Source organism: Pseudomonas sp. PGPR N4 (genome assembly GCF_059693665.1).
On the sequence record NZ_JCAUKV010000003.1, the window covers coordinates 466,440 to 485,626 of the forward strand.

Genomic DNA, 19,187 nt, shown 5'->3' on the forward strand with positions numbered 1-19,187 from the left:
CTGGTTGGGGCCGCAATACGGCCCCAAGCAATCGTCAGACCGGCTCGGCCCACATGTCGTATTCGTCGGCATCCACGATCCGGCAACGGACCTTGTCGCCCGGCTTGAAGCCATGGTCGCCATCGATGAACACGCTACCGTCGATCTCTGGGGCATCGAAGAAGCTGCGGCCAACCGAGCCTTGTTCTTCGACTTCGTCGATCAGCACTTCGATCTCACGACCGATGCGCAGTTGCAGACGGGCGGCGCTGATGGCTTGCTGATGGGCCATGAAACGGTCCCAGCGGTCCTGTTTGATGTCGTCCGGCACTTCATCCAGGCCCAGATCGTTGGCCGGCGCGCCTTCGACCGGCGAGTACTGGAAGCAGCCGACGCGGTCGAGCTGGGCTTCGGTCAGCCAGTCGAGCAGGTACTGGAAGTCTTCTTCGGTCTCGCCCGGGAAGCCGACAATGAACGTTGAGCGGATCACCAGCTCAGGGCACTGCTCGCGCCAGTTCTTGATCCGCGCCAGGGTGCGGTCTTCGAACGCCGGGCGCTTCATCGACTTGAGCACTTTAGGGCTGGCGTGCTGGAACGGGATGTCCAGGTACGGCAGGAGCTTGCCAGCGGCCATCAGCGGAATCACGTCGTCGACGTTCGGGTATGGATACACGTAGTGCAGACGCACCCAGACGCCCAGACTGCTCAGCGCTTCGCACAGCTCGAGCATGCGGGTCTTGACCGGGCGGCCGTTCCAGAAATCGGTCTTGTACTTGACGTCGACGCCGTAGGCGCTGGTGTCCTGGGAGATCACCAGCAGCTCCTTGACCCCGGCCTTGACCAGGCGCTCGGCCTCGCTCAGCACGTCACCTACCGGGCGGCTGACCAGCTTGCCGCGCATCGACGGGATGATGCAGAAGCTGCAGCTGTGGTTACAGCCTTCGGAGATCTTCAGGTAAGCGTAATGACGCGGGGTCAGCTTGACGCCTTGCGGTGGCACCAGGTCTATCAGCGGATTGTGGTCCTGGCGCGGTGGCACCACTTCATGCACGGCGTTGACCACCTGCTCGTACTGCTGCGGACCGGTGACCGACAGCACGCTTGGGTGCACGTCACGAATGTTGCCCTCGGCGACGCCCATGCAGCCGGTGACGATGACCTTGCCATTGGCTTTGATCGCTTCGCCGATCACTTCCAGCGACTCGGCCTTGGCGCTGTCGATGAAGCCGCAGGTGTTGACCACCACGACGTCGGCGTCCTCGTAGGTCGGCACGACTTCATAGCCTTCCATGCGCAGCTGGGTGAGGATGCGTTCAGAGTCGACCAGAGCCTTGGGGCAGCCGAGCGAAACGAATCCTACCTTGGGCACGGTAGAAGCAGGGGTGGTGGACATAGCTAACCTCGGTATTGAATGCGGCTGCAGCGCCGGTGGCGCAGCAATCGTGACGGGCGCTAGCGGCGCCTCTGATCAAAAAGTGCGCAATTCTAGCGAGCACAAGGTCGCTTGACCAGCAGAAATACGACGAACGCTGCGCTATGCTTCGCGCCATTGCAGCGAGGTCCATGTTGGACCTGGCTGCGGGTTCGAATTCTATTGGTCCGATGTGGCCGTCTGCGGGAGTGGTCGATGGTTCAGGCAAGCAGTCACGCCCAAGCGGGGCAAGGGGTCGCGCGCCCGATTGGCCTGCTGGTGGCAGCTGTTGGGGTGGTCTATGGCGATATCGGCACCAGCCCGCTTTATACCCTCAAGGAAGTGTTTTCCGGCGGCTACGGGGTGCCGGTCAACCATGATGGTGTGCTCGGCATCCTGTCGTTGATCTTCTGGTCGCTGATCTGGGTGGTGTCATTCAAGTATGTGACGTTCATTCTGCGTGCCGACAACCAGGGCGAGGGCGGCATCATGGCCCTCACCGCGTTGGCCACGCGGGCTTCAGCGCCTTATCCGAAACTGCGCATCGTCATGATCGGCTGCGGCCTGGTCGGTGCCTCGTTGTTCTATGGCGACAGCCTGATTACCCCGGCGGTATCGGTGTTGTCGGCGGTCGAGGGCATGGGCCTGGCGTTCGACGGGATTGACCACTGGGTGGTACCGATTGCCGTGGTGGTGCTGGTGGCGCTGTTTCTGGTGCAAAAGCACGGTACGGCCAAGATCGGCATCCTGTTCGGGCCGGTGATGGTGCTCTGGTTCGCGGTGCTGGCGCTGCTCGGCCTGCATGGCATCGTGCAGAGCCCGGAGGTGATCAAGGCGCTGAACCCGGCCTGGGCGGTCAACTTCTTCGTGGTGCATCCGGGCATGGGTGTGGCCATTCTAGGCGCGGTGGTGCTGGCGCTGACTGGCGCCGAGGCGCTGTATGCCGACATGGGCCACTTTGGCCGCAAACCGATTGCCCGCGCCTGGTTCATCCTGGTGCTGCCGGCCCTGGTGCTGAACTACTTCGGGCAGGGCGCATTGCTGCTGCAGGACCCGGAAGCGGCGCGCAATCCGTTCTACCTGCTGGCTCCGAGCTGGGCGCTGTTGCCGTTGGTCGGCTTGTCCACCCTGGCCACGGTGATCGCTTCCCAAGCCGTGATTTCTGGAGCCTTCTCGTTGACGCGCCAGGCGATTCAGCTCGGTTACATCCCGCGCATGCAGATCCAGCACACCTCCAGCGACGAGCAGGGCCAGATCTACATTGGTGCGGTGAACTGGGCGCTGATGATCGGCGTTGTGCTGCTGGTGATCGGCTTTGAATCATCCGGCGCGTTGGCTGCGGCCTACGGCGTAGCGGTGACTGGTACCATGCTGATGACCACACTGCTGGTGGCGACGGTGATGCTGCTGTTGTGGAAATGGCCGCCACTGCTGGCAGTGCCGATCCTGATCGGCTTCCTGTTGGTCGATGGGCTGTTCTTTGCCGCCAACCTGCCCAAGGTAGTGCAGGGCGGCGCCTTCCCGGTATTGGCAGCGATTGCCTTGCTGTTGTTGATGACGACCTGGAAGCGCGGCAAGCAGATCCTCGTGGAGCGCATTGACGAAGCCGCGCTGCCGCTGCCGATCTTCATCAGCAGCATCCGCGTGCAGCCGCCGCATCGGGTCGAGGGCACTGCGGTGTTTTTGACCGCGCGGCCAGACGCCGTGCCTCATGCGCTGTTGCACAACATGCTGCATAACCAGGTTCTGCATCGTCAGGTGGTGTTGTTGACGGTAGTCAGCGAAGACCGGCCGCGGGTGCCGGAGCAAGAGCGCTTCGAGGTCGAAGCCTATGGTGATGGGTTCTTCCGGGTGCTCCTGCACTTTGGCTTCATGGACGAGCCGGACGTGCCGCAGGCACTACGCTTGTGCCATCTGGACGAGCTCGACTTTAGCCCGATGCGCACGACTTACTTCCTGAGTCGCGAGACGGTTATCGCCTCACGTCTGGAAGGCATGGCGCGCTGGCGCGGGGCGTTGTTCGCATTCTTGCTGAAGAACGCCAACGGCAACCTGCGCTTCTTCAACCTGCCGTTGAACCGGGTGATCGAACTGGGCACTCAGGTCGAGATTTGAAGTAACCGGGGCCGCAATGCGGCCCCGATTACTACTCAGTTCTGTTCAGCTACGTTGGTTTTGCCCTGGCGCGTCTCGATCTCGCCGATCAGGCGCTTGGCCAGTGCCGGGTAGTTCTCATCGAAGTGGTGGCCACCCGGCAGTTTCAGGCGCTCGCCAACTGCAGTGTGCTCGGTGCAGCCGCTCTCGTCGGCCTCTTCGACACCATAGATGCATACAACCTTGGCCGCAGGCATACGGGCCATTTCCGGGCCGGTCGGTGCTTCCTGGCCTTCCTTGCCAAGCCAGCCTTCGACTTCGATCTCGAAACTGCCGCTGCGGGCAAACGCCAGCAGGATCACCGCATCCACGCGCTGCTGATCTTCTTCTGGCAGGCGGTTGTAGATCGCCGGCAGTACGTCGGCGCCGAACGAATAGCCGGTCAGGACAAAGCGCTTGGTGCCCCACTTTTGCCGGTAGTGCTGCATCAGTTCGGACAAGTCGATGGCGCTCTGTTCCGGGGTCTTGTGCTGCCAGTAATAGCGCAGCGTGTCGATGCCGACCACCGGATAGCCGAGTTTGGCCATTTCGCCTGCTACATCGCGGTCAAGGTCGCGCCAGCCACCATCTCCGGAAAGGAACAGGGTCACGGTATCAGTGGTTTGCCCGGCAGGCACTTCCACCACCGGGATGCTCAGCGCGTTGCCGTCGTGGCCGACCAGAACCTGGGTCAGCTGACCCTTGAGCACCTGCGGCAGATGGATGTCGTAGTCGCTGATGCTGGTTTCGGCGTTGCTTTGATCACGGACGAAGGCGGCGCTGGCGTCATCCGGGTTGTCGTTCCAGGCGACATTCCAGTGGCCATGGGCAGCGCTTTTCGGTAGTGCCGGGCAGCCGGGTTGCTCAAGCTTGAAGTCGACCGAGATGGCGCGGGCCTTGTCATCGGTCTGGCTGGACAGCCAGCGCCAGGCTTGCGCTGCGCCAGGGCCGATGCCGGCAACCACGGTCGGTGCGCCGCCCAGATGGCTGATGGCCTGATCCAGCGCCTGTTGCTGCTTGGCGCAATCGGCAGGTGGCAGGATCACCTGCACCAGCTGCGCTTCGCCGGCCTGGCTTAGGTCGAGCAGTTGCTTGTCGCTGAGCGCCTGATCTTCAGGCACGCCAATCGCCACGCGGGTTTTGACGGTGACTGCAGGTGTGGCGAGAACCAGGCTGCTGCCATCGGTCAGGGTCAGGTGCTCGACCTGAGCCTCCGGCGCCGGCCGGGTCCACAACCAGAACCACACGGCGGCACCCGCCAGGGCAAGCAACAAAGCGATCAACAGGTAGTGCCAATAGCGTCGAATCATCAGCGTTTCACCAATCCAGTCAGGCCGCCAGCGATCAGGGCGGCAGTGTCAGCCAATGCCACCAGCGGGTCCAGCCCGGCTGGCACGGCCATGTAACGAGGTTCCCAGTCTGGCTGGAACTTGTCCTTGAAACGGCGCAGACCCTGGAAGTTGTACAGCTGCTCGCCGCGCTGGAACACCAGCGAACCCAGGCGCTGGGTCAGCGGTGCGCCACGTCGCGGCTGCAGGCCGGAGAGCGGGACCATGCCCAGGCTGAAACGCCCGTGGCCATGGTTTTTGTAGTGCAGGATCAAGCCGATCATCATGAACTCCATGGTCAGCTTCGGCGCTTCAGGGTGCGCGCGCATCAAGTCGAGGCTGGCCAGCTCCAGGCTGTGTGTCTCGAGCAGGTTGGCGAACGCCACCGGACGACCTTGGAAGCGGATCAGGGCGATGCGGAAGTGCTGCAGGTATTCCGGGCTGAAACGGCCCAGCGAAAAACCTTTCTCGCGCACGTTCTTGCCGCTGAGCCAGGCGTCCGAGATTTCCTTGAGCTCGTCCAATGGTGCTTGGCCAGGTTCGTGTACTTCCAGGCTCAGGCCGTCGCGGCCACCGCGGTTCCAGGTGTAGCGCAGGTCTTTCATCTCCTTGCCTTTGGCGTCCAGATCGAAGCGGCGCAGATCAACCCGCGCTTCTTCGCCAAGCTTGAGCGCGGTCAGGCCGATGTCCATGTAGAAAGGCAGGTTCTCGGCGCGTACCTGGTAGAACACCGGGCGGGCATGGTGCACGTCGCACAGGTCACGGAACTGCCAGATCATCTCGGCGCGCTCCTGGGCAGGGCCAATCGGGTCGTACAGTGCGACCAGGCTACGGCCACGGCGGGCATACATGATGAAGGCGTTGTCGTTGGGGTGGAACAGCAGCGCCTTGTCGCCGGTCAGGGCCAGGCCGCCGTCTGGTTGATCGGACGCCAGCAGGATCTGCCGGGCCCGTTCCAGCTCATCGGCGGTCGGCAGATGGATCACCGGCCGCGCCGTGCGCAACAACCAGGTCAGGGCGACGAACACCAGCAGCACCGCGCTGCCCATGGCTGCGCGCAGGCCGCGTGGGGCGTCGGCATCGAGGGTGAACTGCCACCACAGCTGATGGCTATAGGGCACGTCCTGATAGGCGAACAGCAGCAGCCAGACCGATGCGCCGATAACGCAAGCACTGGCGACCAGATACACCGGCGAAAACGGCAGCTCGAGCAGGCGGCTCGGCCGGTAGAACGAGCGTCGGAACACCGCCAGCAGGACTGCGGTGAACGTCAGCACGCAGGCTTCTTCCCAGTCGAAGCCTTTCAGCAGCGACAGCAGCGCGCCCACCAACAGCAACACCGTGGTCAGCAACCAGGCAGCGGACAGACGTCGGCGCAGGCCCTGGGCCAGCAGCAGGCAAAGCACGCCGATCAGGCTGGCGCCGAAGTGCGAGGCGTCGATCAGCCGGTGCGGTACCAGAAAGCCCATGTGTTCTAGGCGCGTGTCGATCTCCGGTGTGGCGCCGGAAAACAGCAGCACCACGCCGGACAGAAACACCAGAATCGCCAGCACTGGTGCAGCCAGCCCGGAAGCGGCCTTCAGTGCCTGCTGGGCGAACAGCAAGCGGCGGGCTTCGTTGGCCAGCAGCAGAACGCAGGCCAGCAGCAGCGGCAACACCACGTAGATCAAACGGTACAGCAACAACGCTGCTGCCAGTGGCGCCGCGCCAAGCTGGTCGGCAAAAGCGGCCAGCAGGATCGCTTCAAACACACCAACGCCACCCGGCACATGGCTGAGCACGCCCGCTGCCAGTGCCAGCAGGTACACCAGCACAAACGCGCCAAACGGCGGCGCCTCAGGCAGCAGCAGATACAAAACTGTGGCGGCAGCGGCAACATCAAGTGCGGTGATCAGCAGTTGCAGGCCGGTCAGGCGCGCGCCGGGCAGGCGCAGCGTGCGCCGACCGAGCTTGACCAGCAGGCTGTCAGCCAGCGGCTGCTCGTCCAACCGGCGCCGATAGAGGCCGGCGACCAGCAGTGCACTCAGCATCAGTACCGCAATGGCGATGGCCGCCAATACACCGGCCGGCATGCGTAAGGCGATTGCTGCCGCAGGCAAGTTGCTCAGCGTTGCCAGTGCTGCCAAAGGGGGCAGGGCGCAGCCCAGCGACAGGCTGGCGAATACCGTCATCCGCGCCACTTCACCGGCACCCAGACCATGGCGGGCATACAGCCGATAACGCACCGAGCCACCCGACAGTATCGACAGGCCAATTGCATTGCCAATGGCGAACGCACTGAAACCGCCCAGCACCAGGGTTGCGGCTGGCAGCTTAACGGCGGCGTAGCGGCTGGCAGACCATTCATAACCAAGCAGGATCACGAAGCCGACCACGGTCGCTAGCAGTGCACCGAGCATGGCCTGCTTCGGCACGCTGAGAATGGCGTCGTGCAGCGCATAGATATCCAGCTCACTGAGCAGGTGACGGCAGGCAATCAAGGCCATGCCGAACAACAGCAGGGTCAGTACCAGAACGATCGGTTGCCGATACCGGCTCAGCCGCTCGAGCCAGGGCAGGCGTTGGGCAGCCACCGGCAGCGCCGCGGTGAATGGCGTCTGGGGATCAGGGGTATGGGCGGTCATGAGTTACCTCGGGCCGACAGCGCGAGGTGAGAGAAAGGTGCGGCCAAGTGGAAGTCCCTTAGGAAAACGTATCCGGATATTACTCCTGCCGGAGGCGCTTGCAGCGGTCCGACGGGGTTAAAGATAGTTCATCCATTAGGGCTGGCCAGGGTGTGGCAAAAGGCGAGGGCAGGCTGATCGGGGATTTTCAGAACCCCAGAAACAACAAACCCCGCACTGTTTAAAACAGTGCGGGGTTTGTTCTGACGATTTGGTTGCGGGAGCCGGATTTGAACCGACGACCTTCGGGTTATGAGCCCGACGAGCTACCAGACTGCTCCATCCCGCGTCAGTGGGGCGCATTCTACGCATTACTGGCACTAGGTCAAGTCTTCCACGCTGATGCAGCGTAAATAACTTCAAAGCGCAACGTGCAGACGAAAAAAATGGCCGCTGTTTTCACAGTGGCCATTTTCTCTGTTTGGTTGCGGGAGCCGGATTTGAACCGACGACCTTCGGGTTATGAGCCCGACGAGCTACCAGACTGCTCCATCCCGCGTCTGTGGGGTGGACTATACCCTGATTCGCGCTGATGTCAAGCTTACCCTTTGATTTAGAACAAATTATTCTAGGACAGCTTTATTTGAAGCAAAGAAAAAGGCCACTGTTTGCACAGTGGCCTCTTCTATATTTGGTTGCGGGAGCCGGATTTGAACCGACGACCTTCGGGTTATGAGCCCGACGAGCTACCAGACTGCTCCATCCCGCGTCTGTGGAGTGGATTCTACGCCCTGGCGCTGCGCAGTCAAGCTATTTCTCAGGGAAATCCTTTTCTGTTCAATCTGTTAGCGTGTCAATTAAGCGCCGGGCTCAGCAACGGCGGGCATTCCAGGCCAATTATCGAATAGCACGGTGTGCACGGTGTCAGCGCGTGGCGGTTACGGTAGTATCTGTATGAATTTACAGTGCTGACGGTCATCCATGTCTTTGCGCAAGATCATCCATGTCGACTGCGACTGCTTCTACGCTGCGATCGAAATGCGTGACGACCCGAGCCTGGCTGGCCGGCCGATGGCGGTGGGTGGCTCGGCGGAGCGGCGCGGGGTGATTGCCACCTGCAACTATGAAGCGCGCGCCTATGGGGTACGCTCGGCAATGTCCTCGCGCCACGCGCTTAAACTCTGCCCTGACCTGTTGATCGTCAAGCCGCGTTTCGAGGCCTACCGCGAAGCCTCACGCGAGATCCAGGCGATCTTTCGTGACTACACCGAGCTGATCGAGCCGCTGTCGCTGGATGAAGCCTATCTGGATGTCAGCGACAGCTCCTGGTACGGCGGCAGCGCCACGCGGATTGCTGAGGATATCCGCCAGCGCGTCGCCAAGTCCTTGCACATCACGGTTTCAGCAGGGGTTGCGCCAAACAAGTTCCTGGCCAAGATTGCCAGCGACTGGCGCAAGCCTAACGGACTGTTCGTGATTACCCCCGGCGAGGTGGAGGCGTTTGTTGCCGCGCTGCCAGTGGCTCGCCTGCATGGTGTGGGCAAGGTCACCGCCGACAAACTGACCCGGCTGGGTATCGAGACCTGCATGGACATGCGCGAATGGTCAAAGCTGGCGCTGGTGCGCGAGTTCGGCAGTTTTGGTGAGCGTTTGTGGGGCTTGGCCCGTGGTGTGGATGAGCGCGCTGTGCAGAATGACAGCCGGCGTCAGTCGGTCAGTGTCGAAAACACCTACGATACCGATCTGCCTGATCTGAACAGCTGCCTGGCCAAATTGCCTGAGTTGCTCGATAGCCTCAATGAGCGGGTCGCGCGGATGGACAGCAGCTATAAAGCCGACAAGCCATTCGTCAAGGTCAAGTTCCATGACTTCACGCAGACGACCATCGAGCAGGCGGGTGCCGGGCGCGATCTGGAGAGTTACCGACAGTTGCTGAGCCAGGCGTTTGCCCGAGGTGGCAAGCCGGTGCGGTTGCTTGGAGTAGGGGTGCGCTTGCGCGATCTGCGCGGGGCGCATGAGCAGCTGGAGTTGTTTGCGCAATCTTGAGGGTACGTCAGCAAGGCCGCCAGGCGGCCCTGTGACGAAGGCGATTATTGTCCGCCTGGATCTGCTACCAGTCGCCCGGTCTGTTTGGTCAGTGCCTGCAAGAATTCCTGCTGCAATTCAGGATCATTGCGGGTCAGTTCAATCAGGCTCTGCTCAAGCTCACTGGCTTCTTCTTCCAGGCCAAGCTCGGACAGCCGCTTGACCCGGTGAACCCACTGGCTGACATCGTCGTCTTCAAGGTCATCGAAGATCAGGTGCCGTGCTTCGACCAGTTTGTTGCGCAGCGTGCCGCTGACCAGCAGGCTGGCGTCGCCGCGAATGCCGTTGTCCTCGTCGACCACCTGCAGGTGCAGGGTGCCTACGCGGCCGAGATTCTGCTCGGAAAACGGCGCATCCAGCAGGTTCAGCCGCAGCACACCGTTACGGTCGGTGGTCAGCTCATGGTTGAGCTTGCCAGCCTTGACCTCGACCAGGCGCTCGCTCCAGGGCAGGTTGGTGGATTCTTCGCGCTTGGCTTTCTCCACCTCGCTGATGCCCGCCAGGTTCTGCTGGGCACGGCCGTTGGATTGCACGTTCATGAATGGATTGAGCCCGGCAACGCCATAGCTCAGCCAGTCATGAGTGACGCTCTGCGGCAGGTTGCCCAAGGCGAACACATTGACCACATTGGCACCGACTCCGGCCACCACCGCGACCGCGCCCAGCGGGATCTCGTAGATCTCCCGCCAGGGCTGGTAAGGGGTGTAGCGGTCGTAGCGGCGGGTCACTTCGAACTCGGTGACTTCGAAGCGCTGCTGCTCGTGAACGCGCACGCGCCGTTGCGGAAGCTCCATTACCTTGGGCTCGCCAACGTCGATCTGCAGACTGTGCTCGAGCAACTTGCGCTCGACGCGTTCTTCATGCTCGCTGCGCTGGGACATCTGATTGGCGCAGCCGCTGACGAACAGGGCGCCGCAGAGTGCGGCGCCCCCCAGGGTAAAGGTACTTCGCTTGTACATGTTCACTCGCGCATTGGGCTATCAGCGACGGATGCGGGCTTGCAGGAAGGTCAGCACTTCGTTGACCGGCAGCGCCTGGGCGTCCTGCTCGGTGCGGTGCTTGTATTCCAGATTGCCATCGGCCAGACCGCGGTCACTGACCACGATCCGGTGCGGGATGCCGATCAGTTCCATATCGGCAAACTTGTTGCCTGGGCTGGTCTTCTTGTCACGGTCATCGAGCAGCACTTCGAAGCCTGCAGCGGTCAGTTCGGCGTACAGCTTGTCGGTCGCCTCACGCACCACCTCGGTTTCGTAGCGCAGCGGTACCAGAGCGATCTGGAACGGCGCCAGGGCATCGTTCCAGATGATCCCTTTGTCGTCGTAGCTCTGCTCGATGGCAGCAGCAACCACGCGCGAAACGCCGATGCCGTAGCAACCCATCGACAGTACTACTGGCTTGCCGTTCTCGCCGAGTACCTGGCACTTGAGCGCCTCGCTGTACTTGGTGCCGAGCTGGAAGATATGCCCGACTTCGATGCCGCGCTTGATCACCAGGGTGCCCTGGCCGTCTGGGCTTGGGTCACCGGCAACCACGTTGCGCAGGTCGGCTACTTCAGGCACTGGCAGGTCACGCTCCCAGTTGACGCCGAAGTAGTGCTTGTCGTCGATGTTGGCGCCGATGCCGAAGTCGCTCATCAGGGCCACCGAGCGGTCGATGATGATTTCCAGCGGCAGGTTCAGCGGGCCCAGCGAGCCTGCACCGGCGCCAATGGCGTCACGCAGCTCGGCGTCGCTGGCCATGACCAGCGGTTCGGCAACCTGCGGGAGCTTGGCGGCCTTGATTTCGTTGAGTTCGTGATCGCCGCGCACGATCAGGGCAATCAGCTTGCCTTCTTCAGCGCCACGCACGATCAGGGTCTTGACCGTCTTCTCGATTGGCAGGCCATGGTTTTCGACCAGTTGGGCGATGGTCTTGGCGTGCGGAGTATCGACCAGGCGCAGCTCTTCGGTTGGCGCCGGGCGCACGCTTTCGCGTGGGATGGCTTCGGCTTTTTCGATGTTGGCGGCGTAGTCGGAGCTGTCGCTGAAGATCACGTCGTCTTCACCGGTAGCGGCCAGGACGTGGAATTCGTGCGAGTAGTTGCCACCGATCGAGCCGGTATCAGCCTGCACTGGGCGGAAGTTCAAGCCCAGGCGGGTAAAGATGTTGCTGTACGCCTGATGCATGCGGTCGTAGGTTTCCTGCAGGGAAGCCTGGTCGGCATGGAACGAGTAGGCGTCCTTCATGATGAACTCGCGGCCGCGCATCAAACCGAAGCGTGGGCGGATCTCATCGCGGAATTTGGTCTGGATCTGGTACAGGTTGAGCGGCAGCTGTTTATAGCTGGACAGCTCGTTGCGGACCATGTCGGTGATCACTTCTTCGTGAGTCGGGCCAACACAGAAGTCGCGGTTGTGCCGGTCTTTCAGGCGCAGCAGCTCTGGGCCGTACTGTTCCCAGCGGCCAGATTCCTGCCACAGCTCGGCTGGCTGGATGCTCGGCATCAGCACTTCAAGCGCGCCGGCGGCGTTCATTTCTTCGCGGACCACGGCTTCGACCTTGCGCATTACCCGCAGGCCCATCGGCAGCCAGGTGTACAGGCCGGAGGCCAGCTTGCGGATCATGCCGGCGCGCAGCATGAGCTGATGGCTGATGACCACTGCATCGGCAGGGGTTTCTTTTTGGGTGGCGAGCAAATATTGACTGGTGCGCATGGGGGGCCGTGTCGATTGCCTAAGACGTTGAAATGACCCCGCATTCTACGGGGGCGAAACGAAAGCGTACAGGATGCCGCAGCGCAGGCCAGTTGTCAGCCAAGAAAAAGCCCGGCGTGGTCGCCGGGCTTTTCAAGTGCGGGGCACTGCAAGCCAGGCTTACAGGATGCTCAGCGGGTACTCGACGATCAGACGCAGTTCGTCCAGAGAGTTGGAGTAAACGGCGTCGGACGAGCGATAAGTTGCCTGACGAACACGGAAGCTCAGGTCCTTGGCGGGGCCCTCCTGAAGCACGTATTTGACGTCGATGTCACGTTCCCACTCGGTTCCGTTGTTGGTGCCTTCCACTTTCGCATCCGTACCGCGTACGTAGCGAGTCATGAAGGTCAGGCCAGGAATACCGAACTCGGCAAAGTTCAGGTCATAACGTGCTTGCCAAGACTTCTCGCCTTCAGCATTGAAGTCGGAGCGGGCAATGGAGTTTGCCAGGAAAATGGTGCCATTACCGTCGACGCCATACTGATAGCCGCCGTCGCCGGTCATCTTCTGATACGCGACGGTGAAAGTGTGCGCGCCAATGCTATAGGCGCCGGACAAGCTGAATGCGCGGCTGTCGATCTTGTCGCCATCATAGGCTCGGGCTTCGCCGCTGCCACTGCTCTTGGTGTCATACACGTTGAAGTCGAACACCAGGCCTTGAGTGTCAGAGATCGGCAGAGCCCAGTTGACGTTGGCGTAGTATTTGCGCCAGTAGTCTTCAACCTTGGAGTAGTAAAGGCTGGTGCTGAGGCTGTCGGTGAAGGCATACGTGCCGCCGGCAACGTCGGCTTTTTTCAGGCGGAAGTTGTCACGGTTGGTCTGTTCCTGACCGGTCAGGCTGGTGAAGCGACCCGCATTCAGGGTGAGGCCTTTGATTTCGCTACTGGTGATCAATGTGCCTTGGGCCATCTCAGGCAGCAAGCGGCTGTCGTCGGTGGCGAATACAGGCAGCGATACGAATTGGTCGCCAGCCTTGAGTACGGTGTCGGAAATGCGGAACTTGACCGCCGCGCCACCCTTGGAGTAGTCGTCCTGGGAACGGCCATCTGAACCGGTAGGGAACAGGCCCGTGCCGGAGAAGCCACGACCGCTGTCCAGCTTGAGGCCGAGCATGCCGATGGCGTCGACACCTACACCGACGGTGCCTTGGGTGAAGCCCGATTCAAAGGTACCGATGAAGCCTTGGCCCCATTCACGCTGATCATGACGCAGGCCGGCTGCGCGGTTAGCGGCCGACTCCTGGTTACGATAGTCACGGCTGAAGTACAGGTTGCGCAACTTGACTGACAGCTGGCTGTCTTCAATAAAGCCTTTGGAATCATCCTGCGAAGAGGCGATGGCCATTTGCGAGGTGCCTGCCGCAACGGCCAGGGCGATCATGCTCCACTTCATCACGCGCATCGTGATTTGCTCCTTTGGTTTTTAGGAAGAGTACCGCTGCGCCCGGGGTTTTAATTATATGGGGCAGCTCTTTCTTGTTGTGTCGGCGCGAAGGTATATCACGCTGACTCTTTATTTGGCGATATGCATAAAGCAACTTTTCACAAACTTTATGGCGTGTCGCTTATAACTAATTCAATGTCGCAAATTACCCGCCGAACAGCGGACATATATCCCAGCGTTCTGCTCCCTCATCCGTTAACACAGGGCGGTACCCCTTGATAGTGCTTCGGCGCCGTGGTCTGTCGGCAGCTCCTGCTCACTGCAGGTGTCGTGCCGACTTGGCGTTGAGGGAATGCAACAAGCGTGCTCATTTTCACATTGAGTTGATGAATTTTTCACATCTACCAGATCACTTGCTGGCAAACCTCCGAAAATAAAGGGTTCGGTCTGTCTGATGGTGTGCCAATATTCAACGGTCGATGCAACTGTAAGGTTGCTAACTAAACCAATGTGTTACCGCCGATTGTTCATCTTGAGTAGTTTTACTGGGAACCGCCGTCAGCACCGCGACGGACGGCTCTATTTTGGTGCGAAAAGTAGCGCTTTGTTACCGCGGCGGTGCAGGGCAGCTGTGCAAGCCAGCTAAAGTGTAGCTGGAGCGCCCGATTTCATGCCTGTTGCGGCCAGGCAGGGTATCCTCCGCGCACCATGCCTGCGTTGCGCAGGCGATCTGATTGAAGGAGATTTGCCGTGTTCGTCCTGGATCCGCGTTTGCAGCAGGATTGCCTGGTGCTGGGAGATTTCCCGCTGTGTCGGCTGCTGTTGAGCAAAGACGCCAATTATCCGTGGTTCATTCTGGTGCCGCGGCAAGCAGGCGTCAGTGAGCTCTTTGACCTCACGGCAGCCGACCAGCAGCAGCTGTGGCAAGAAACCACCTGCCTGGCCAATTCGCTCAAACAGGAATTTGCTGCCGACAAGATGAACGTGGCGACCTTGGGCAACGTGGTCAGCCAACTGCACATGCACGTGATCGTGCGCCACCGCAACGATGCTGCCTGGCCTGCGCCAGTGTGGGGCAAGGTGGCGGCTGCCGAGTACAGCGAGGAGCAACTCGCACAGCTTCGCCAGCGCCTGCGCTCGGCGTTGAACAACAATGACTTCAAGGAGGCGTGAGCTGATGTCTCTGGAATCGCAAATCATCGACCTGGAAACCCGTCAGGCGTTTCAGGATGACGCGCTGCAGGAGCTCAATGATGTGGTGGTCGAGCAGGGGCGGGTGATCAATCGTCTGCAACTGCAGATGGCCGAGCTGATCAAGCGTTACGAGGAGATGGTCGGGCAGTACGGCAGCGAAGGTGAAGAAGCGCCGCCGCCTCATTACTGAGGATGGGTACCTTGCGGGTGCATAGCGCCCGCAAGGCCTTTGCTGTCAGCGGCGCGAGACCGCGATCACGTCTTCGGCCTGCAGGCCCTTGTCGCGGTGCATGACCGAGAACTCCACGCGTTGGCCTTCGACCAGTACGCGGTGGCCGTCGCCACGGATGGCGCGAAAGTGCACGAAGATATCGTCGCCGGAGTCGCGCGAGATAAAGCCGAAGCCTTTCGAGGTGTTGAACCACTTGACGGTGCCGGTATCGCGCTTGCTGCCTTCCTGGGCAGCGCCGCCAGCATTGCGCGAGCGGCCGCTGCTGCGGCTGAAGCCGGCAACCAGGTGTGCCAGAACTGCCAGAGCAGCGCACAGCAGTGCAGGCAGGTTGCCCAGCTCAGGCCGGACCAGCACGGTTACTGTTTGCAGGGCAACCGCCAGCACCAGCAAAGCGCTGGCCAGGTATTGCAGTTGCAGGCGCGCGCCGCGGTAATAAAGCGGCACGACCGGCGCCAGCAGTAGGTTGAGCAGGCCGAGCAAGGCCAGGTACACGGCCTCCGGTTGCTGCAGGAAGGGAATTGCCTCGGTGCGAAGGCTTGGTATGAGCGACAGCAGCAAGGCTGCTACGCCCGTCACCAGATGGACGATCTTGAACATTTGGGTTGGCTCACGTTTATAAGGTCAATCACAGGAAGAGCGGGCAGCACGGTGCGCATGAGAGAGAAAGCGCGGTCACGCAGCTGGCCTGCCTATGCATCCGGCATTAACAATCCGCACGAATGGCACCCTGCCTATTTAACAGCAAAGGCCCGGTGAGCTCAAACCGGGCGGATGATGGGGGTGATCGATTGCCCTGCGTCACATGCAGGCGCAGGCAAGTCTTGTTACAGTGCCCCTTCATCCGCTTGACTACCAAGCCACATGAAAAAGGGGAGCTTCATGGCAATCGATATCGGTATCAGTGAAGAAGATCGCAAGTCCATCGTCGATGGGCTGTCCCGTTTGTTGTCGGATACCTATGTGTTGTATCTGAAAACCCATAACTTTCATTGGAACGTTACCGGTCCGGCGTTCCGTACCCTGCACCTGATGTTCGAAGAGCAGTACAACGAGCTGGCCCTGGCGGTTGACTCGATCGCCGAACGGATCCGCGCGCTGGGCTTCCCGGCGCCTGGTTCCTACGCGTTCTATGCCCGCCACTCATCGATCCAGGAAGAGGAGGGTGTGCCGCCTGCTGATGAGATGATCCGCCAGTTGGTCGAGGGGCAGGAGGCGGTCACGCGTACCGCACGCAGTATTTTTCCGGTGGTCGACAAGGTCAGTGACGAGCCAACGGCGGATCTGCTGACCCAGCGTATGCAGGTGCACGAGAAGACCGCGTGGATGCTGCGCTCGTTGCTCGAAGGTAAATAAACTGTCCAAGCCGCCCTGCGCCGTGAAGCGCAGGGCGGTGGTGAACTGCACGCGCAGGCGGAAAATTTTGCCGCTGCTCATGCCCCGCCTCGCGGCGCTTCATTACACGCCATGATTCATGTCTCCAGCACATGAATGGATCCCCTTGGCGATGGAGTGGCAGCAGTGGACATCAGGGTGCGGAGCAGCAAACGCAATGTGTGTCAGGGACATTGGCCAGGCAAGGCCTGTGTCGATCCCTTCGCAGCGGACTTCGACATGCTGCAGGTGCAGCCAGTGTCGCGGTCGGTCAGGCTTAACGGCTTTGCCACCTGCCTGCGCCTGGAGGATGTGTATTGGCAGATATTGCAGCGTATTGCCGAGGTCAATCAGTGCTCGGTCAGTGCGGTGTTGTCCTACATTGACCGCGAAGTTCACCTGCGCCACGGCGGGGTGCGCAACTTCAGCGGCCTGGTCCGGGTGATCTGCGTTGCCTGGCTACGCGATCCGCCAAGCGCGCGTTGAGTGCCGGGCGGGCTGCACTGACCTCTCTAACCATATATAATGCCGGTTTTTGCTGCCCCGGCAGCCAGCGTTATGGTTTGCGAGAGATCCCCGTGCCCCTTTACGACTATCAATGTGCAGCCTGCAACCATCAGCTTGAGGCGTTGCAGAAGATCAGCGCCGCGCCGTTGACTGATTGTCCGGCCTGCCAGGCGCCGGAATTGAAGAAGCAATTGTCCGTTCCAGGTTTTCGCCTCAGTGGCACTGGCTGGTACGAAACCGACTTCAAGACCGGGGCAAAAAAGAATCTGGCAGGCGGCGACAAGGCCGACTGAGTTGAATTGCAATGTCCGGGTCTTGCAGTATTAGCCCTCTGGGCGGCCAAGGCCTCCATCGAATACACGAATCACGAGAAGCGAACCACCATCATGATGCGCAGCCAATATTGCGGCCAACTGAACGAGAGCCTGGACGGCCAGGAAGTCACCCTTTGCGGCTGGGTCCATCGTCGCCGCGACCACGGCGGGGTGATTTTCCTCGATATCCGTGACCGCGAAGGCATGGCCCAGGTCGTGTTCGACCCGGATCGCGCCGAAACCTTCGCCGCCGCCGACCGCGTGCGCAGCGAATACGTCGTGCAGGTCACCGGTAAAGTGCGCAAGCGTCCCGAAGGTGCAGTCAACGCCAACATGGCGTCGGGCGGCATCGAAGTACTGGGTTACGAGCTGACCGTACTCAACGAAGCCGAAACCCCGCCGTTCCCGTTGAACGAATACTCCGACGTCGGCGAAGAAACCCGCCTGCGTTATCGCTTCATCGACTTGCGTCGTCCGGAAATGGCCGAGAAGCTGCGTCTGCGTTCGCGCATCACCACCAGCATCCGCCGCTTCCTCGACGAAAACGGCTTCCTCGACGTCGAAACACCGATCCTGACCCGTGCCACCCCAGAAGGTGCACGTGACTATCTGGTGCCAAGCCGTACCCACGCCGGCAGCTTCTTCGCCCTGCCGCAATCGCCGCAGCTGTTCAAGCAGTTGCTGATGGTGGCCGGCTTCGACCGTTACTACCAGATCGCCAAGTGCTTCCGCGACGAAGACCTGCGTGCCGACCGCCAGCCGGAATTCACCCAGATCGACATCGAGACCAGCTTCCTCGACGAGTCCGAGATCATGGGCCTCACCGAGAGCATGATCCGCAAGCTGTTCAAGGAAGTGCTGGATCTGGAGTTCGGTGAATTCCCGCACATGACCTTCGAAGAGGCCATGCGCCGCTACGGTTCCGACAAGCCAGACCTGCGTAACCCGCTGGAACTGGTTGACGTTGCCGACCAGCTGAAAGATGTCGACTTCAAGGTCTTCGCCGGCCCGGCCAACGATCCGAAGTGCCGCGTCACCGCCCTGCGCCTGCCAGGCGGCGCAAGCATGCCGCGTAGCAAGATCGACGAGTACACCAAGTTCGTTGGCATCTATGGTGCCAAGGGCCTGGCCTACATCAAGGTCAACGAGCGCGCCAAGGGCGTCGAAGGCCTGCAGTCGCCGATCGTCAAGAACATCCCTGAGGCCAACCTCAACGTGATCCTCGATCGCGTCGGTGCGGTTGATGGCGACATCGTGTTCTTCGGTGCCGACAAGTTCAAAGTGGTCAGCGAAGCCCTGGGTGCGCTGCGGATCAAGGTCGGCAACGACTTCAACCTGCTCACCTGCGAATGGGCACCGATGTGGGTTGTCGACTTCCCGATGTTCGATGAGAACGAAGACGGCAGTTTCAGCGCCTTGCACCACCCGTTCACTGCACCCAAGTGCACCCCGGAAGAGCTCGAGGCCAATCCGGCCACGGCGCTGTCGCGTGCCTATGACATGGTGCTCAACGGCACCGAGCTGGGTGGCGGTTCGATCCGTATTCACCGCAAAGAAATGCAACAGGCGGTGTTCCGCCTGCTCGGTATCGAAGCGGCGGAACAGGAAGAGAAGTTTGGCTTCCTGCTCGACGCGCTGAAGTTCGGTGCACCGCCGCACGGCGGCCTGGCCTTTGGTCTGGACCGTTTGGTAATGCTGATGACCGGCGCCCAGTCGATTCGTGAAGTGATCGCCTTCCCGAAAACCCAGAGCGCTGCCTGCGTCATGACCCAGGCACCGGGCCTGGTCGATGCCAAGGCACTGCGTGAGCTGCACATCCGTCTGCGTGAGCAGACCAAGGTCGAGTAACGCCGACCCGGGCGCGCCCGTGAGGTCGCGCCCTCGAATTTATCGCGTTCCGCCCTTCGGGGCG

Annotated in this window: 15 protein-coding genes and 3 tRNA genes; 8 read left to right on the top strand and 10 right to left on the bottom strand. The window is 61.0% G+C overall.

What is annotated here, in order from left to right; all coding sequences use genetic code 11:
- Positions 1–34 precede the first annotated feature (34 nt).
- A complete protein-coding gene (gene rimO, locus AC58X1_RS16050; RefSeq protein ID WP_101317375.1) occupies positions 35–1,372 on the bottom strand; it encodes a 30S ribosomal protein S12 methylthiotransferase RimO in 1,338 nt (445 codons plus the stop codon).
- Between the two features lie 234 nt (positions 1,373–1,606).
- Here rimO and AC58X1_RS16055 point away from each other — a divergent pair, with 234 nt between their 5' ends.
- The gene (locus AC58X1_RS16055) at positions 1,607–3,505 is read left to right on the top strand and encodes a potassium transporter Kup (RefSeq protein WP_150570872.1); all 1,899 of its coding nucleotides are present in this window, start codon (positions 1,607–1,609) and stop codon (positions 3,503–3,505) included.
- A 35-nt stretch (positions 3,506–3,540) separates the two neighbouring features.
- Here AC58X1_RS16055 and AC58X1_RS16060 read toward each other — a convergent pair whose 3' ends face one another.
- The 5 genes from AC58X1_RS16060 to AC58X1_RS16080 form a co-directional block, all read right to left on the bottom strand.
- The gene (locus AC58X1_RS16060) at positions 3,541–4,833 is read right to left on the bottom strand and encodes a virulence factor family protein (protein ID WP_497429147.1); all 1,293 of its coding nucleotides are present in this window, start codon (positions 4,831–4,833) and stop codon (positions 3,541–3,543) included.
- A complete protein-coding gene (mprF, locus tag AC58X1_RS16065; protein WP_497429148.1) occupies positions 4,833–7,475 on the bottom strand; it encodes a bifunctional lysylphosphatidylglycerol flippase/synthetase MprF in 2,643 nt (880 codons plus the stop codon). Before mprF ends, AC58X1_RS16060 begins: the two co-directional genes overlap by 1 nt.
- 251 nt (positions 7,476–7,726) lie before the next feature.
- A tRNA-Met gene (locus AC58X1_RS16070) sits at positions 7,727–7,803 on the bottom strand.
- Between the two features lie 133 nt (positions 7,804–7,936).
- Positions 7,937–8,013: transfer RNA gene (locus AC58X1_RS16075), tRNA-Met, on the bottom strand.
- A 133-nt stretch (positions 8,014–8,146) separates the two neighbouring features.
- A tRNA-Met gene (locus AC58X1_RS16080) sits at positions 8,147–8,223 on the bottom strand.
- Between the two features lie 218 nt (positions 8,224–8,441).
- Here AC58X1_RS16080 and dinB point away from each other — a divergent pair.
- Entirely contained in the window at positions 8,442–9,500 is a 1,059-nt protein-coding gene (gene dinB, locus AC58X1_RS16085) for a DNA polymerase IV (RefSeq protein ID WP_191622782.1), read from the top strand.
- A 44-nt stretch (positions 9,501–9,544) separates the two neighbouring features.
- On the opposite strand, the gene AC58X1_RS16090 is transcribed toward dinB, so the two are convergent.
- From AC58X1_RS16090 to AC58X1_RS16100, 3 genes are all read right to left on the bottom strand, one after another.
- Entirely contained in the window at positions 9,545–10,498 is a 954-nt protein-coding gene (locus tag AC58X1_RS16090; protein WP_101317385.1) for a hypothetical protein, read from the bottom strand.
- Between the two features lie 21 nt (positions 10,499–10,519).
- The gene (locus AC58X1_RS16095; protein ID WP_101317387.1) at positions 10,520–12,235 is read right to left on the bottom strand and encodes a proline--tRNA ligase; all 1,716 of its coding nucleotides are present in this window, start codon (positions 12,233–12,235) and stop codon (positions 10,520–10,522) included.
- 159 nt (positions 12,236–12,394) lie between these two features.
- Complete coding sequence (locus tag AC58X1_RS16100) at positions 12,395–13,675, bottom strand: OprD family porin (protein ID WP_101317389.1); 1,281 nt, start codon at positions 13,673–13,675, stop codon at positions 12,395–12,397.
- A gap of 732 nt (positions 13,676–14,407) precedes the next feature.
- Between AC58X1_RS16100 and AC58X1_RS16105 the strand changes: the two genes are divergently transcribed.
- Both AC58X1_RS16105 and AC58X1_RS16110 read left to right on the top strand, forming a co-directional pair.
- The gene (locus AC58X1_RS16105; RefSeq protein WP_497429149.1) at positions 14,408–14,830 is read left to right on the top strand and encodes an HIT family protein; all 423 of its coding nucleotides are present in this window, start codon (positions 14,408–14,410) and stop codon (positions 14,828–14,830) included.
- Between the two features lie 4 nt (positions 14,831–14,834).
- A complete protein-coding gene (locus AC58X1_RS16110) occupies positions 14,835–15,041 on the top strand; it encodes a SlyX family protein (RefSeq protein WP_101317393.1) in 207 nt (68 codons plus the stop codon).
- 45 nt (positions 15,042–15,086) lie between these two features.
- Here the strand turns inward: AC58X1_RS16110 and AC58X1_RS16115 are convergent, their stop codons facing one another.
- Entirely contained in the window at positions 15,087–15,680 is a 594-nt protein-coding gene (locus AC58X1_RS16115) for a cold shock domain-containing protein (protein WP_150570879.1), read from the bottom strand.
- A gap of 282 nt (positions 15,681–15,962) precedes the next feature.
- Here AC58X1_RS16115 and AC58X1_RS16120 point away from each other — a divergent pair, with 282 nt between their 5' ends.
- The 4 genes from AC58X1_RS16120 to aspS all read left to right on the top strand — a co-directional run bounded on the left by AC58X1_RS16120 (position 15,963) and on the right by aspS (position 19,123).
- A complete protein-coding gene (locus AC58X1_RS16120) occupies positions 15,963–16,436 on the top strand; it encodes a Dps family protein (protein ID WP_150572002.1) in 474 nt (157 codons plus the stop codon).
- A 258-nt stretch (positions 16,437–16,694) separates the two neighbouring features.
- Positions 16,695–16,940, top strand: a complete 246-nt coding sequence (locus AC58X1_RS16125) for a ribbon-helix-helix domain-containing protein (RefSeq protein ID WP_258197118.1) — start codon at positions 16,695–16,697, stop codon at positions 16,938–16,940.
- Positions 16,941–17,032: 92 nt separating this feature from the next.
- Entirely contained in the window at positions 17,033–17,254 is a 222-nt protein-coding gene (locus AC58X1_RS16130) for an FmdB family zinc ribbon protein (protein ID WP_101317401.1), read from the top strand.
- A gap of 93 nt (positions 17,255–17,347) precedes the next feature.
- Positions 17,348–19,123, top strand: a complete 1,776-nt coding sequence (gene aspS / locus AC58X1_RS16135) for an aspartate--tRNA ligase (RefSeq protein WP_101317403.1) — start codon at positions 17,348–17,350, stop codon at positions 19,121–19,123.
- Positions 19,124–19,187 lie beyond the last annotated feature (64 nt).